Annotated in this window: 13 protein-coding genes and 1 tRNA gene; 5 read left to right on the plus strand and 9 right to left on the minus strand. The window is 46.5% G+C overall.

Going from position 1 to position 16313, the window contains the following annotated elements; translation table 11 throughout:
* Window positions 1-4 precede the first annotated feature (4 nt).
* The gene (locus BKB51_RS05340; RefSeq protein ID WP_085900022.1) at window positions 5-1015 is read left to right on the plus strand and encodes a zinc-binding alcohol dehydrogenase family protein; all 1011 of its coding nucleotides are present in this window, start codon (window positions 5-7) and stop codon (window positions 1013-1015) included.
* 132 nt (window positions 1016-1147) lie between these two features.
* Here BKB51_RS05340 and BKB51_RS05345 read toward each other — a convergent pair whose 3' ends face one another.
* Together BKB51_RS05345 and BKB51_RS05350 are read right to left on the minus strand one after the other, a co-directional pair.
* Window positions 1148-1381, minus strand: coding sequence for a helix-turn-helix transcriptional regulator (locus BKB51_RS05345; RefSeq protein ID WP_085900023.1), 234 nt, complete (start codon window positions 1379-1381; stop codon window positions 1148-1150).
* A 1-nt stretch (window position 1382) separates the two neighbouring features.
* Window positions 1383-1832 carry a hypothetical protein gene (locus tag BKB51_RS05350; protein WP_085900024.1) on the minus strand — a complete coding sequence of 150 codons (450 nt, stop codon included), beginning with the start codon at window positions 1830-1832 and terminating at the stop codon, window positions 1383-1385.
* Window positions 1833-2037: 205 nt separating this feature from the next.
* Between BKB51_RS05350 and BKB51_RS05355 the strand changes: the two genes are divergently transcribed.
* Window positions 2038-2685, plus strand: coding sequence for a class I SAM-dependent methyltransferase (locus BKB51_RS05355; RefSeq protein WP_085900025.1), 648 nt, complete (start codon window positions 2038-2040; stop codon window positions 2683-2685).
* Between the two features lie 152 nt (window positions 2686-2837).
* Window positions 2838-4262: a hypothetical protein gene (locus BKB51_RS05360; RefSeq protein ID WP_085900026.1), complete on the plus strand. Its 1425-nt coding sequence runs from the start codon at window positions 2838-2840 to the stop codon at window positions 4260-4262.
* A gap of 51 nt (window positions 4263-4313) precedes the next feature.
* Here the strand turns inward: BKB51_RS05360 and BKB51_RS05365 are convergent, their stop codons facing one another.
* From BKB51_RS05365 to BKB51_RS05395, 7 genes are all read right to left on the minus strand, one after another.
* Complete coding sequence (locus BKB51_RS05365; RefSeq protein ID WP_125911795.1) at window positions 4314-4835, minus strand: N-acetyltransferase; 522 nt, start codon at window positions 4833-4835, stop codon at window positions 4314-4316.
* A 149-nt stretch (window positions 4836-4984) separates the two neighbouring features.
* A tRNA-Ile gene (locus BKB51_RS05370) sits at window positions 4985-5061 on the minus strand.
* Between the two features lie 185 nt (window positions 5062-5246).
* Window positions 5247-6161, minus strand: a complete 915-nt coding sequence (locus BKB51_RS05375) for an MBL fold metallo-hydrolase (protein ID WP_085900028.1) — start codon at window positions 6159-6161, stop codon at window positions 5247-5249.
* Between the two features lie 119 nt (window positions 6162-6280).
* Window positions 6281-6766 carry an ASCH domain-containing protein gene (locus BKB51_RS05380; protein ID WP_218043952.1) on the minus strand — a complete coding sequence of 162 codons (486 nt, stop codon included), beginning with the start codon at window positions 6764-6766 and terminating at the stop codon, window positions 6281-6283.
* 29 nt (window positions 6767-6795) lie between these two features.
* Entirely contained in the window at window positions 6796-8811 is a 2016-nt protein-coding gene (gene rpoD, locus BKB51_RS05385; RefSeq protein WP_085900030.1) for an RNA polymerase sigma factor RpoD, read from the minus strand.
* A 75-nt stretch (window positions 8812-8886) separates the two neighbouring features.
* Window positions 8887-10890 carry a DNA primase gene (gene dnaG / locus BKB51_RS05390; protein ID WP_085900031.1) on the minus strand — a complete coding sequence of 668 codons (2004 nt, stop codon included), beginning with the start codon at window positions 10888-10890 and terminating at the stop codon, window positions 8887-8889.
* Between the two features lie 128 nt (window positions 10891-11018).
* Entirely contained in the window at window positions 11019-11471 is a 453-nt protein-coding gene (locus BKB51_RS05395) for a GatB/YqeY domain-containing protein (protein ID WP_085900032.1), read from the minus strand.
* Window positions 11472-11683: 212 nt separating this feature from the next.
* Here BKB51_RS05395 and carA point away from each other — a divergent pair, with 212 nt between their 5' ends.
* Together carA and carB are read left to right on the plus strand one after the other, a co-directional pair.
* On the plus strand, window positions 11684-12889 hold the full coding sequence (gene carA / locus BKB51_RS05400) for a glutamine-hydrolyzing carbamoyl-phosphate synthase small subunit (protein WP_179188178.1): 1206 nt from the start codon (window positions 11684-11686) through the stop codon (window positions 12887-12889).
* Window positions 12890-13004: 115 nt separating this feature from the next.
* Window positions 13005-16265 (plus strand): carbamoyl-phosphate synthase large subunit, encoded by a 3261-nt coding sequence (gene carB / locus BKB51_RS05405; RefSeq protein ID WP_085900034.1) that lies wholly within the window; start codon window positions 13005-13007, stop codon window positions 16263-16265.
* Window positions 16266-16313 lie beyond the last annotated feature (48 nt).

The following is a 16313-nucleotide window of genomic DNA, read 5'->3' on the forward strand; positions in this document are numbered from 1 at the left end:
CAAAATGAAAGCTGTTGCTTTAACCCATTACCTTCCCATCGAAAATCCAAATTCATTCTTTGATGCAGAGCTTGAAAAACCAACACCAGCGGGTCGGGATATCCTTGTCTCAGTCAAGGCCGTTGCCGTTAACCCCGTTGATACCAAAGTCCGCGCCCCCAAGGACACCGTCGAAGACACCCCGCGTGTCATTGGCTATGACGCCAGTGGTGTCGTTGAAGCCGTTGGCGAAGACGTTACATTGTTCAAGGTCGGTGACGAGGTTTATTACGCTGGGGATATTACCAGATCAGGCACCAATGCCGAATTTCAGCTGGTTGATGAACGCATTGTCGGACACAAACCCAAATCTTTGTCCCATGCCCAAGCTGCCGCCCTTCCCCTAACCACTATCACCGCCTATGAAGCATTCTTTGATCGCCTGTCTATTGATCCCAATGGCGCAAACAAAGATGAGAGCATTCTCATCATTGGTGCAGGGGGTGGGGTTGGCTCTATCGGTATTCAGCTTGCCAAACGCGCAGGCCTGAAAGTGATCGCAACGGCCTCTCGCCCGGAAACCACATCGTGGGTCAAAGAGCTTGGCGCTGATTACATCGTTAATCACCGCGAAGATATAGTTTCACAAGTTCGTGCACTTGGCATACAGCATGTGGATCATATTGCCATCTTCAACGACATGCGCCATTGGGAAACAGCCGTCGAGCTAATTCGTCCCCAAGGCGGCATTGTCACCATTGATGATACGGATCAGCCAATGCCCATGGCCGGCATGAAAATGAAGGCTGCCAGCCTGCACTGGGAATTCATGTTCGCTCGTGCCATGCACAATACCCCCGACATGATTGAACAACACAAACTCCTGAGCCGTGTTGCCAAAGAAATTGATGCCGGACATATCCGGACAACAGTTTCTGATATTCTCTCTCCCATTAACGCCGAGAATATCAAAAAAAGCCACGCCTTGATTGAGGCGGGCAATGTGAAGGGAAAAATTGTGCTGGAAGGCTTCTAACCACAATAACTGATGTTTGACCTGCCTCTAACGGCTCGCTCTTAATAAGGGTGAGTCGTCTTTTTCACGTCAAACAAATCGTTATTTTATGAAGATTTTGCGCAACCAAGGGATAACTTTCTTGAAATCTCACTATTCAGTAATTTCATAGGAAAAAACATCCCCCAGCGAACAGCCAAACACATGGGCGATCTGAAAAGCCAGCTCTAGCGACGGAGAGTATTTCGCCTTTTCAATCGCCACAATCGTCTGTCGGGAAACACCCGTTTTTTCCGCCAATTCCTTTTGCGTCATCTCATCGTGATCAAACCGCAATCGACGAATATTGTTGGTAATCTGACCCTTCGCCGTACCCTTTTTAACCATTTTAGATTCCCCCGCGATAGAGGAACAACTTGACGAGATCACCGATAACGTTGGCGATAAACATGAAAAAAATGATTAACAGAAAAACCAGTGAAGGCGCGAGAACATCCAGCGCCAAGACCCCCATGGACACCATAAAACCGAAACTGAAAACCAACAGGATGATCTGCATGGACTTGAGATCGAACAACTTGTCCCGCTCATCATTCATCATGGGTTCATAGTCCTTGGTGATGATCGAATGGATAATAGTAAAGAGGATATGCACCACAATACTGACCACAATGCCGCCGCCCACAAGAATAAAGAAGCTCTTCCCGATCAAACGATACCCATCAGGCCCATTCATCGCCCCGCCCTGATAGAGGCCGAACATATAAAAGCCAAATACCCCGAACATAATCAATGTGGTTATAAGGGAAACACCCACTCTTCTTTCTTGTTGAGACATCGCCGTTATCTTTCTGTCATCTCGCTTAATTATTACTACATGATGTGTCTTGTATTTCCGACACAATGTTAAACAAATCAAACTCTGAGTCAAATATATTTGACTACATTTCAAAATGAAGTCACAGTACGAGCATCTTCATTGAAGACCCTTTTAAAGTACCGCAGCCAACTAAATCATTAATCGAGCAAATAGAGAAATAAACATGACAACATCAAAAGAACCATCACAACCAGAAGCTTCCTCCGCAAAATTCTGGAACAAAATGGCAGATCGCTATTCAAAATCCCCCGTATCCAATCAAGCTGCCTATGAAAAGAAGCTAGAGATCACGCAGAGTTACTTCACACCAGACATGGAAGTTCTGGAACTTGGCTGCGGTACAGGTACAACGGCCCTTATTCATGCCCCCTTTGTAAAACATATCCGCGCTATTGATATTTCGGAAAAGATGCTGGAAATCGCAAGAGATAAAGCGGAGAAACAGAGCGTCGAAAACGTCTCCTTTGATCAAGCAGCCATTGATACCTTCACTGCCGCCGACCAATCCTATGATATCATCATGACACACAGCGTGCTCCACCTGCTCGACGATAAAGAAGCCGCTATCGCCAACATCTATAAAATGCTCAAACCCAGCGGCTATTTTATCAGCAGCACCGTCTGCCTGACCGGGATCATGAGATTCCTGCAACTGATCCTGCCCATCGGTAGGCTTTTGGGATTTATGCCACTGGTAAAATTCTTTTCAGCCAAACACCTGGAAAAATGCATCACCAATGCAGGGTTTGAAATCATCAGTTCCTGGGAACCGAAAAAGAGCCATTCAGCGTTTATTGTGGCGAAGAAATAGGTACGCCTAATTACAAAAAAGAGTCAACAAAAACAATACAACCTATTCAACAACAGACAAAATAAATAACATCCTAAAAGTGTTGCCTTATTCATAGATTACTCTAGAGTTTACCTAACAAAATCCTTAAATTAACTCAACAAGGTTCTCTCGTGTTCGGAAACAATAGAGTACACAAAATTGGTATTTTCAATCAGCTTATTTTGAAAATTTTACTGAGAGTATCATTAATAATTATTATTTGTTTTTTTGTGGGTTTTGCAGCAGCTACAACAAGTTATATCCATGACATAGCTCTTTTTAAAGATCTAAAAAGCATTCAAAATGACACAGAAACAATAATCAAGGATCTATCAGGAACAATCTCAATACAAAATGGGGACATTTCTGAATTACAAAATGCCATTTACTCTGCACGAACAAAATTACATTATTATAAACTACACGATTCATCCAATACCGCTGTATGTAGAAAAGGTCTATGTAAAAAAAATCTCCAAAAGTTAATTAAAGACCTAGAATTCACAGCAAAAGAAATAACTAGATACAGAAAAAATAATATTACCAAAATAACAAAACTAGAAGTGGACATTAAAAAATTAATCACGAAGACATCTACAATAGAAAAAGAGTATAATACCACACTAAACACAATATATATGAACATCAAAGAAATTTTCATTTGGATTGGTATCTGGCCAGTATTTTTTACGCTCCTTAGTACTTTTATTTTTTACATATTATCTCAAGAAGAAGTTAGAAAGTTATTTTCTGACTTGAGCCTAACGAAGGTAGGAATTGCAACTCCATTCTTTCAAGCAGAACTGACTTATGATGCAGCAAAAAGGAAAATTAATCATGCAAAAGAAGTCATAGAAAAAGAAACAAACTTACAATATAAAAATGCAATTGCTTCAGTAGATTTAAATAACGAATTTCATCTACTTTGTTACAAAATTTGGGAAACAATTCTACCTGAACATAATAAATTAAGTTCTCAAAAACCACTCGAGTTTCAGGCAACACTTCATGTTCCTGGCTTTCTTGAAACAGATGGTGAACACGAAGATTTAGTTCAAGCAATCGAATATGTAAAAATATCTAATAACAGGGATTATGTCTTAAGTAGTGAAGGGAAAGCTGGTAGGAGATTTTCTGTTCGCTATGGAATAATTGGCAAAGCATGGCGGTTAAGGGCTGCGATTTATAACCATGAAGTAAAAGGAAAACTCCCAATCCAATTAATTCGCCATTGGGGATTATTAAAAAAAGAAGCTGATAATCAAAGTGATAGCTCCAGCTCTACTGGTTCATTATTAGCATTAATCATCCCACAAAAATATGACCACAAAATTGTGGATAATACATTTCAACACAACCCTATTGGGATAATTTTTATTACTGCCGATTACAAAAATGCTTTTGGTAATCCTGAGGGGCTAAACAGTCAAAACATTCAATATCCAGGTGACATTTTAGCAAAACAGTATCAAGAACAAATCATAACTCTCGAACAATTTAAGAATCTTCAAGAAAAGATTATATCATTGCAAAAACAAATGAACCATCATGATTAATGAGACAAATATTCGCTAAACACACTTACTATGGCTTGATCTTCAAGAGAATTAGTTTTGAGGACAAACGTTAACATCCTCAAGTGAACAACTCAAAATATCTTCGGAAGACCCTGTTTTATATTTATTTGACAAAGTATCAATAGTTGTAAAATTTCCGTATTTTTTAAGATAATTTTTTGTTCCAATATTGCTGGTTTCAACTGTAACAATAGCCTTATCAACAGAGTTTTTTAACCATCTCTTTTTTAAGTGATTCATCAAAACGAAACCAACTCCGCAGTTCCTTTTATCTGCCCTCACTTTCAAAGTTGATAGCTTGACTTCTCTTACTCCTTTAGGTGTCTCAATTCCTAAGCCGACCAAATCCCCAGCAGCAAATAAGCCAACACCATAAGCTTTTCGGAGCAAAATATCGTTGAATTTCTCGTCAAGCCACTCAAAACCGCATGGATATACAGTGTTGATATCATTTAACAAAGAAAAGACCTGCCTTCTATCAAAAGAGCGTAATTCACGAATACATTGCATATTAGTATTAAAACACCTTTTATTAGAAAATATACCACCCACAATTTATCACTAAATATAGCAGAAAACAGAATATATGCAATTTATGCATGATGTCTTTATAAAACCGGAATGCGCACAAACTCGACTAAGTACCCCACTTTACAACAAGTCACTTACGATTTTTATATAGAATTTTTATGCAAGAAAATTGGTGGGCCCGGCAGGACTTGAACCTGCGACATCTCCGTTATGAGCGGAGGGTTCTAACCAACTGAACTACAGGCCCACTTGAGCGCCTAATGTTGCTCAGACGCTCGGAATCTTCAAGTGTTAAATGTTCGATTCTGTAACAGAATTATAAAAATTTTCGACTTGATAATTTTACCCATCAAATATTGAGCCTAATGGCAGGTGATAGATATCACGCCTTGCATCATACACCTTCATTAAACAAATGATACACGCAGTGTATCAGGCATAAGAAAGTCGGGCGGCACCGTAGGACACCGATTTTGTTTCAGGATCAACCCGCATCAGGTCTTCGCCAACCAGTACGGGACCGTCGAATGACTTCTGAACTTCGGCAAGGAGTTCATCGCGGTTGCTGTTTGGCGGAACGATATGAGTCAAGAGCAGGCATCCAACGCCAGCCTCACTAGCCACTTTGCCGACTTCGTCTGACAAGGTATGATACCCCGCAACGGCTGCGATGGTTTCGGCGGATCGTACGCCCTCAACCACATGCATTTCCCGGTGGACAAAGACCTCGTGCACCAAAAGATCGACACCCTTGGCGGCTTCGATCAAGGCCGGGCAGTATGTGGTATCGCCAGACAGGGCGATCTTGGTTGCGCCCCTTGCCTTACCCGCCCCACTTTCTTTTGGCGCAGCAAAGATAAAACCAAAAGCCGGGTCGATAGGTTGATGATCAACGGCGATCACATCAACGGTGACTTCTCCAAACTGGAGGCGTTCACCCGCTTTAATCTCGGTAATATCCAGTTCCAGGGCGGCTGTCGAAGGACGCTTTTCGTGTTTAATGCGCAGGTCCAACTCTTCCTTCCAGACTGCCATCAGCCCCTCAACAAACTTCCGCGTTCCCGTGGGGCCATAGATACGTTGCGGTGTTGTTCGACCCTGATGCCAGGCAGAGACAATAACCTGATAGATATCAATTACATGGTCAGAGTGAAGGTGCGTGAGTAAAATAGCATCCAGCTTCGCCCCGGATGATCCCGTACCAACAAGACGTTGCGTCACACCGGAACCACAGTCAATCAGGATTTCGGTATCACCACCATCCCCTTTATGGCGGATCAATTGTCCTGCCCCATAGCGTTCTGTATGTACCGCCGGACAACCCGTCCCTAAAAGCGTGATATCCATCTTTACCTCCCAGTTGTCCGTTACATCTTGTCCGTCTTGATGCGGACGTCATCGCACGTATTCTTATAACTTGCTTCTCGGTTTTGTACTTTGCACAGAAAAAGTATCAAATGAAACTATTATTTTATTGGGTAAATCAACTCGAAACGCTCAAGCACCAGAAGGGTGTCTTTCGTGAAACTATTTCCAGTTGCCGCAGCACGTCGTGTGAAAAAATCCTGATGATCTTGCTGCCATTTTTCGTAAGTCCCCTCGCCCTCAGCCAACGCAAAATCTTCTGCAACGTCGCTATAGGCAGTAAGTGATACCGATGTCATTTGAATCAAACAGCCTGGTACTCCTGCAAAATCAGTCAGGATATGATAACTGCCCTCTTCGGGCGGATTTTCGTTATCGTGCTCGTAATCAAACAGTGCACCACAGGTTGCCGTTTTCTTACCTTCCATGACGAGAGCCAGGAGATCATCAGCCATTTCAGGGCTATCACCAAAGAACCAGGATGAAAAAGAGGCGTCCCGGTCTTCCGTCGGGATATAATCCCAACAGCTTTTCCAGAACGCCTCTAGCTTTTCATCTGATTCCCGAAGTGGATTTTCTGCCATCATCAGGTCCAAGTAATATCTTTACGCCGTAATTATGTATCCAGGAAGCTGCGCAGCTTGCGCGAACGACTTGGATGCTTGAGTTTACGGAGTGCTTTAGCTTCGATCTGACGAATACGCTCACGTGTAACAGAGAACTGTTGACCAACTTCTTCCAGAGTGTGGTCAGTGTTCATACCGATACCAAAACGCATGCGAAGAACACGCTCTTCACGCGGGGTCAAGCTGGCGAGAACACGGGTTGTGGTTTCACGCAGGTTTGACTGAATCGCAGAATCGAGCGGGATAACAGCGTTTTTATCTTCGATGAAATCACCAAGATGGCTGTCTTCCTCGTCCCCGATCGGGGTTTCAAGAGAAATAGGCTCCTTGGCAATTTTCAAGACCTTGCGCACTTTTTCAAGCGGCATGCCCAAACGTTCTGCCAATTCTTCCGGCTGTGGCTCGCGGCCAATTTCATGAAGCATCTGACGGCTGGTACGAACCAGCTTGTTGATGGTTTCAATCATATGAACCGGAATACGGATTGTCCGGGCCTGATCCGCGATAGAGCGGGTAATGGCCTGACGGATCCACCAAGTCGCATAGGTCGAGAACTTGTAACCGCGACGGTATTCAAACTTGTCCACCGCCTTCATCAGACCAATGTTACCTTCCTGAATAAGATCAAGGAACTGAAGGCCACGGTTCGTGTACTTCTTGGCAATAGAGATCACAAGACGCAGGTTGGCTTCGACCATTTCGGTCTTGGCACGGCTGGCTTCTTTCTCACTGGTCTGCACGACTTTAACAGTCTTGCGGAATTCAGGAATTGGCAAACCAACATCATCGGCAACCTTGGAAATGCTTCCACGGATTTTCGTGATATCCTCGGAATAGCGGTCCGCGAATTTATCCCAGCCTTTGCCTTTGTAAGTTTTGATTTCTTCAAGCCAATTCGGGTGAAGTTCACTACCGAAATAGGTGTCGAGGAATTCTTGACGCGCAACACCAGACTTTTCAGCCAGACGCAGAAGTTTACCTTCCTGAGACATCAGATTTTTGTTCAGGCCGTAAAGCTGATCCATAAGCTGTTCAAGACGGTTGGAGTTAAAGTGAACCCCTTCCATAAGCTCGATCATTTCCTGCTTCATTTTGCTGTATTTTTTCTCTACAGCATCCGGCACCTTGTCACCACCAAGCAAGGATGTCAGGCGCTTTTCCTGAACTTTGCTCAGCTTCTGTTGATGACCCGCAATGTTTTCGAGCATCTCGAGAACCTGTGGCAGCAAAGCTTCTTCCATGGCCGCAAGAGACATGTTGTTCTCTTCAGCGTCATCATCTTCTTCGCCGCCTTCAGCAGACGCTTCCTCACCTTCAGCAGGCGCTGGTTTGTCTTCGTCATCATCGTCGACGACTTTTTCGCCAGGCTGACTGACGATTTCGTCTTCGACATCCGCTTTGTCACCAGCACCGGATTCTTCAAACGCGATATCATCGTCGTTTGGTCCGCCGCCATAGGTGGCATCCAGATCAATAATGTCTCTGAGCAGAAGATCACCTTGAATCAGGCCTTCGCGCCAGTGAAGTAATGAGCGAATTGTCAGCGGACTTTCGCAAATGCCGCCGATCATTTTATCCCGGCCTGCTTCGATACGCTTCGCAATCGCAATCTCACCTTCGCGAGACAGCAATTCAACTGTGCCCATTTCACGAAGATACATACGAACAGGATCATCGGTACGTCCGGCGTCCTCTTCCTTTACGTTTCCGACAACAACTTCGTCCGGCTTCGCTTCTTCATCAACGGCTTCGTCTGATTCTTCGTTCTCGACGACATTGATACCCATCTCGGAAAGAAGGGCCATGATGTCTTCGATCTGCTCGGATGACATCTCATCAGATGGCAAAACCTTGTTGAGCTCATCATAAGTGACATAGCCAACTTCTTTTGCCTTCGCGATCATCTTTTTGACGGTCGCGGATGTAATATCCATTAGAGGTCCGTCGGAAGTTTCTTCCCGATTTTCCGTGCTTTTTTCAGCGGTTTCGGTCGCCTTGGTCGCCATATAACCTTGTACCCCAAATAGCAATTTAGCACGCTAGCCGATTCGATAATTAGCCAACGTGCTCTCTCGTAACGCTTAGTGACTGTCTTCATAGGCATCCGGGTCATAACTATCCAAGTCGATAGCTATACCGGATGTCTCTTGCCGGAGTTGCTTGTGCGCCTCTAGCTGAGTCAATCCCGTTTCGTCCATATTCGCCGCAAATTCGCGACTGTGAACACCTTTTTCCTGTTCTGCCTGTTTCTCGCGGAACATAGCCGCTATATGCGTCACACCGTGCTCAGCTGCATAGCTGTCCGTTGCCGGTCGCGCAAATTTTCCGTGATCCATAACAGCAGGACTCAAGAGTTCATCCATTAGTCGAGAATATCCCTTATCGCAGAGTTGGCATTTAAGTGCCTCTCTGTCAAGATCTGGGTCTCGAACAATAACATCCACGAGATCTTGTAACACCCTGTTATATGCCTCGCTCGGAAGCCTCAAACTCGCCAGATCCTCTAGCTGTTTGGACAAAACATTGGGGTGATTGATCAGCGTCGCCAGTAAAACCTGTTCCTGTCGCTGCGCTAATTTTCTCGCAGGTAAATTCGGTCGGGGGATACGCGGATCCAATTCAAACGAATCCTTCTTCCCCCATTGGCTGTTGCGATTCTGCTTGCGCCCAGCCTGTTTCTTGAAGGGTTTGTTATAACCTTGATAGTTATTCCCGCCATAACCACCGCCCCCTTGATTAAAGCCCTGATTATAACTGGGCCCACCATACCCCTGAGCAGTAGGTTGGGCTGCACCTTTATTCGTCACACCCGTCAGTTCATCAAAGCGCCGGAACATTTCCTTTTGATATTCAAACTTCAAATCCTTGTCGGTGATAACACTGAATTGTCTGCGCAGCTCGGCCTTTAAGGCGGCGCGCCGTTCCGGTGTTTCGATATCCGCGCCCGAGGTAGTTTTCCGCCACAGCATTTCTGACAAGGGTTTTGCCGTGCGCAATACTTCGCGCATTTGTGCCGGGCCTTGTGTTTGAATAAGGCTGTCCGGATCTTCTCCTTCGGGCAAGGTCGCAAAGCTGAGGGATTTTCCTGGCTGAATGATAGGCAAAGCCCGTTCAACCACTCTGTTGGCCGCACGAATACCCGCAGTATCACCGTCGAGACACAACACTGGTTCCGGCACCATGCGCCATAGTTCCTGTATCTGGTCTTCGGTTACCGCTGTTCCCAGGGGCGCAACAGCCGATGGAAAGCCTGCCTGCGAGAGGGCGATGACATCCATGTAACCCTCGGTCACAATAACCTCGCCCAGATCATGAGCTGCCTGACGCGCACTTGCCAGATTGTAGAGCACCTTGCCTTTATGAAAGAGGATCGTATCCGGCGAGTTCAGATACTTGGCCTTGCTGTCACCCAGAGCACGGCCACCAAAGGCAATAATCCGACCACGACGATCTGTAATCGGGAACATCAGCCGATGAATGAAATAATCCCAGTATTCGTTCCCATCTTTTCGCCGATCCTCATCACTGTGTTTGATCACCCCGACATCAACCAACTGTTCGTCGTCAATCCCGCGTGCGTTCATTGCCTTGCGGATCAAACCGCGTTGATTGGGGGAATAACCAAGACGAAAACGACTAACGGTTTCCGGCCTTAAGCCTCGACGATTAACATAATCACGTGCTTCCTTGCCTGCATCACCCGCCAGTTGCTCTTCGAACCATTTGGCAACTTCTTCCATGACATCATAAAGACTGGCGCGTTTTTTGGATCTCTCAGCCTCTTCTTTGGTGGCTTTGGGAACTTGCAATCCTGCCTGTTCGGCAAGGCGTTCCACAGACTCCGGAAACGAAAGGCCCTCTGTCTCGGTGACAAAGGTAATGACATCGCCATGGGCACCACAGCCGAAGCAATGATAAAACCCTTTATCATCATTAACAGTGAATGAGGGGCTTTTTTCGTTATGAAAAGGGCAGAGGCCGCTGAATTCCCGGCCCCGTTTGGTAAGTTTGACCTTGCGTCCAACCACGCCGGAAACCGGCACACGTGCGCGCAGCTCATCTAAAAACTCAGGCGTGAATGACATTGAAGGGCGTGTTCCCAAACCAACAGTACCTTGATCTGAAAGTTAGCTTATCACAGCAGTGCAAAAGAAAACAGAACCCATAGGCAATCCCATGAGTTCTGTTTACATATAATCAGCTTTTGGCAGATTTAAACCAGTTTGGCTTTTACAACACCACTGGCTTTACCAAAATCCATTGTTCCCGCGTACTTACTTTTAAGCGCGCCCATGACTTTCCCCATATCTTTAATGGAATCCGCCCCGAGCTCAGCGATGAGATCTTCGACAATCTTTTCAATTTCTTCAGAAGACATTTGCTTCGGAAGAAACTTTTCGATCACGACAATCTCATTCTGTTCGCGTTCTGCGAGTTCTGTACGACCAGCCTTTTCGTACATTTCAATCGAATCTCTTCTTTGGCGAATCATTTTCTGGAGCATTTCCAGAACCGCTTCCTCACCAATAGGATCACTCCCCTCGCCACGCGCCGCGATATCGCGGTCTTTTAAAGCAGCCAAAATAAGCCTAAGCGTTGATATCGCTTGCTTATCTTTGTTGCGCATAGCTTCTTTGAGAGCATCATTCAAGCTGTTACGTAGCATCATTTGCCCCGAACAAGTTTAGAAAGGACCAGAACCTACTCTAAAAAGAAAGAAATGGCAAAGTTTTAAAAACTTTATAAGCCACTGTTATTAAACAATATTTTCTTTCGTGTTTTTCTTGACCTAAAAGCCACTTATGCTTATACAAAGGCCTCAGCTATTAAATCGCTGACGATTACGTCTGCCTAAAGGACGCCTCATCCATGAGTATTATGACATCAAAAGAAACCTCCGTCTCCCAGACAGGGGTTGTTGATTCTGCCTGCAAACAACCTGCGGGAGCAACCGCGGTCCTCGTTCTTGCCAACGGGCAAGTGTTTTGGGGAAGAGGTTTGGGCGCAGAAGGTGAAGCCGTTGCAGAAGTTTGCTTCAACACCTCTATGACCGGGTATCAGGAAATCCTGACCGACCCTTCCTATGCAGGACAGATCATCACTTTTACCTTCCCGCACATCGGGAATGTTGGAACCAATGACGAAGACATCGAGACAATTACACCGTCTTCACGCGGCGCCATTCTCCGAATGGACATCACGCAGCCTTCCAATTGGCGCGCAACCCGTGACCTTGATGCCTGGTTAAAATCTCATAATCTCAGCGCGATCACAGGTGTCGATACCCGTGTCCTTACTCGCCTTATCCGTGACAATGGCGCGCCGAACGGCTGCATCGCCTATCACGCTGATGGTAAATTCGATCTTGAAGCATTGCGTAAGAAAGCCGCTGACTTTCCGGGACTGAACGGCATGGACCTCGCCAAAGAGGTTACCTGTGCTCAGACAGCAAACTGGAATGAAAAACGCTGGACCCTTGAAGAAGGTTACCAGAGTGAAGAAAATCCTGAGTTTCATGTGGTCGCAGTGGATTTTGGCGCCAAACGCAATATCCTGCGCTCACTTAGCTCCCAAGGCTGTCGTGTAACTGTCGTTCCAGCTAATGCAACTGCTGACGAAATTCTAGCCCACAAACCAGATGGCGTCTTCCTGTCCAACGGTCCGGGTGATCCGGCAGCCACTGGTAAATACGCCATCCCAATGGTGAAGGCCCTTCTCGACCAGAAAGATCTGCCAATCTTTGGTATCTGCCTTGGTCACCAGATCCTTGCGCTTGCACTTGGTGCTGATACCAAGAAAATGCACCTTGGTCATCGTGGTGCAAACCATCCGGTAAAAGACTTCACCACGAACAAGGTAGAAATCACCAGCCAGAACCACGGTTTCATGGTGGACAAAGATAGCCTGCCGGAAAATGTTGAAGAGACACACATCTCTCTTTTCGACAACACCAACCAGGGTATTCGTCTGAAAGATCGCCCGGTGTTCTCTGTTCAGTATCACCCAGAGGCATCGCCCGGACCACAGGACAGTCAGTACCTGTTCAAGCGGTTCCGCGATCTTATGGCAAACCGCCAAAAATAAGTAGCAATGGCGGCGCTTTCAACAGCAGCCGCCATTGTTTTAACGAGACAGCTGAACAGCTCACCTGCCCTGAACAAGGCAAGAGCAAACAGACAGAAGATGAGTAAAGCAGACCATGCCAAAAAGAACAGACATCAAATCCATCATGATCATCGGCGCGGGGCCGATCATTATCGGTCAGGCTTGTGAGTTTGACTATTCCGGTGCACAGGCCTGTAAAGCGCTTCGCGAAGAAGGGTACCGGGTTATCCTGGTAAACTCGAACCCGGCAACGATTATGACAGATCCGGGGCTTGCTGATGCAACCTACGTCGAGCCAATCACGCCGGAAGTTGTTGAGAAGATCATTGAAAAAGAAAAGCCCGATGCGCTTCTTCCAACAATGGGGGGCCAGACGGCCCTGAACACAGGTCTTGCTCTGGAACGTTCGGGCGCTTTGCACAAGCATGGTGTTGAAATGATCGGCGCTAAAGCTGATGTCATTGAAAAAGCCGAAGATCGCTTGCTGTTCAGAACAGCCATGGAAAAGATTGGTCTTAAGTCTCCACGCTCAAGCGTTGTTCACTCTTACGAAGAAGCTCTGGAAGCTCTCGAAACTGTTGGCATTCCCGCGATCATCCGCCCCTCTTTCACTCTTGGCGGTACAGGCGGTGGTATCGCTTACAACCCGGAAGAGTTTGAAGAGATTGTCAAAAGCGGCCTGAAAGCCTCACCAACAACAGAAGTACTGGTTGAACAGTCTGTTTTGGGTTGGAAAGAGTATGAGATGGAAGTTGTTCGCGACAGCGCTGACAACTGCATCATCATCTGTTCCATCGAAAACATCGACCCCATGGGTATTCATACCGGTGATTCAGTTACGGTTGCCCCTGCCCTGACACTGACAGATAAAGAATATCAGATCCTCAGAGATGCCTCTATCGACTGCCTGCGTGAAATTGGTGTCGACACAGGTGGATCAAACGTACAGTTCGGTCTGAACCCGGAAAACGGAGAGCTCGTGGTCATCGAAATGAACCCGCGTGTATCCCGTTCATCTGCACTGGCATCCAAAGCAACGGGCTTCCCGATTGCCAAGATCGCGGCAAAGCTTGCGGTTGGTTACACACTGGACGAACTCAAGAACGATATCACCAAGGTCACACCAGCATCTTTTGAGCCGACAATTGACTATGTCGTCACCAAGATCCCGCGCTTTACCTTCGAGAAATTTCCAGGTGCAGAAGACTATCTGACCACTGCGATGAAATCTGTGGGTGAAGCAATGTCCATCGGACGGTGCTTTGCTGAATCAGTTCAAAAAGCGCTGCGGTCCATGGAAACTGGCCTGACTGGATTTAACGAAGTTGATATCCCTGGCGCCGTTGATACAGACGGCAATGTAGATAAAGATACCGTTCGGTCCTTCCTGTCGAAGCCAACAAAAGACAGAATGCTGACTATTGCTCAGGCATTGCGTCATGGCTTGACTGTTGAAGAAATTTTTGTCGTTACAAAATTTGATCCGTGGTTTGTGCGCCAGATCGAAGACATTGTCCTGATGGAAAATGACATTCGTGAAAACGGCCTGCCAAAAGATCGTCAATCCTTCCTGACCCTCAAGAAAATGGGCTTTGCGGACGCACGTCTTGCAGAGCTAACCAATCAGGACGAAAGCGACGTCACCAAGCACCGGCACAGCTTGAACGTCACCCCAGTATTTAAACGGATTGATACTTGCGCAGGCGAGTTCCCGTCCACTACGCCTTACATGTATTCATGTTACGAAGGCGACGGAGTTAATCCGGCGGAATGTGAATCAGACCCGACTGACCGTGAAAAAATTATGATCCTTGGCGGTGGCCCAAACCGTATTGGTCAGGGCATCGAGTTTGATTACTGTTGTGTCCATGCGGCCTACGCCCTTAGCGATGCAGGTTACGAGACCATTATGGTCAACTGTAACCCGGAAACAGTTTCCACCGATTACGATACGTCGGACCGTCTCTATTTCGAACCTCTTACAGGTGAAGACGTTATCGAGATCGCCCGCAAGGAACAAAGCAACGGCACCCTCAAGGGTGTGATTGTACAGTTTGGGGGGCAAACGCCTCTTAAATTGTCACAGGCTCTCGAAGATGCGGGCATTCCAATCCTTGGAACATCTCCGGATGCCATTGATCTAGCCGAAGATCGCGAACGCTTCCAGAAGCTCTTGCAGGAACTTGACTTGCGTCAGCCGATCAACGGTACAGCAACGACCAAAGAAGAAGCTTTCGCCGTTGCAGAACGTATTGGTTTCCCGGTTGTTATCCGCCCGTCTTATGTTCTTGGTGGCCGAGCCATGGAGATCATTCACGAAACCAGCCAGCTGGAACGTTATATCAACACTGCTGTGCAGGTATCCGGAAAAAACCCTGTCCTACTTGATGGCTACCTGCAGGACGCAATTGAAGTCGATGTTGATGCGATCTGTGATGGCAAAGATGTCTTTGTTGCCGGGATCATGGAACATATTGAGGAAGCTGGTATTCACTCTGGTGACTCAGCCTGCTCCCTGCCACCCTACAGCCTGTCTGAAAGCATTATTACCGAGATCAATGAACAAGCCCATAAACTGGCGCTTGCTCTCAATGTTGTTGGCCTGATGAATGTTCAATTCGCGGTCAAAGATGATGTTGTGTACATTCTCGAAGTAAATCCACGGGCCAGCCGGACAGTTCCATTTGTTGCGAAAGCAACCGGAAATGCCGTTGCCAAAATTGCTTCCCGTGTCATGGCTGGTGAAAAGCTTGCCGACATTGATCTGATCACAGAGCGTGGTGAACATATTGCCATCAAGGAAGCTGTCTTCCCCTTCAACCGTTTCCCGGGTGTTGATGTCATGCTTGGCCCTGAAATGCGGTCAACCGGTGAAGTTATGGGTCTGGATACATCCTTTGGCCGCGCTTTCCTCAAAGCACAGATGGCCGTTGGCATTGACCTTCCTGATGAAGGAACAGTCTTCATCTCCGTGAAAGACCGTGACAAAAAAGTTATGGAAGATCTCGCCAAGGATCTCTTGGATATGGGTTACAAAATTGTCGCAACCAGCGGCACAGCAACCCATCTTCAGGAAAAAGGCTTCGAAGTTGAACGGGCGCTGAAAGTCCGCGAAGGTCGCCCGAACATTGCCGACACCATTAAGTCTGGCAAAGTCCACCTGATCATCAATACAACCGAAGGTGCCAAGGCAATTGCGGACAGTTTTGATATCCGTCGCGGTGCTCTCGATAGCTCGGTTCCATACTTCACAACTGCCAATGGTGCCCGCGCCATGGTAGAGGCTTTGAAAGCAAAAAGAGAAGGCCTACTTGAAGTCGAGCCACTTCAGGCTTATTTTAAATCTTCGTTCTAATTTAAGTGGCTCCCGATTCTGCCCTAAAATGGTGGTGGAATCGGGAGT

This window comes from Kiloniella majae (assembly GCF_002118315.1).
Classification (GTDB): Bacteria; Pseudomonadota; Alphaproteobacteria; order Kiloniellales; family Kiloniellaceae; genus Kiloniella; species Kiloniella majae.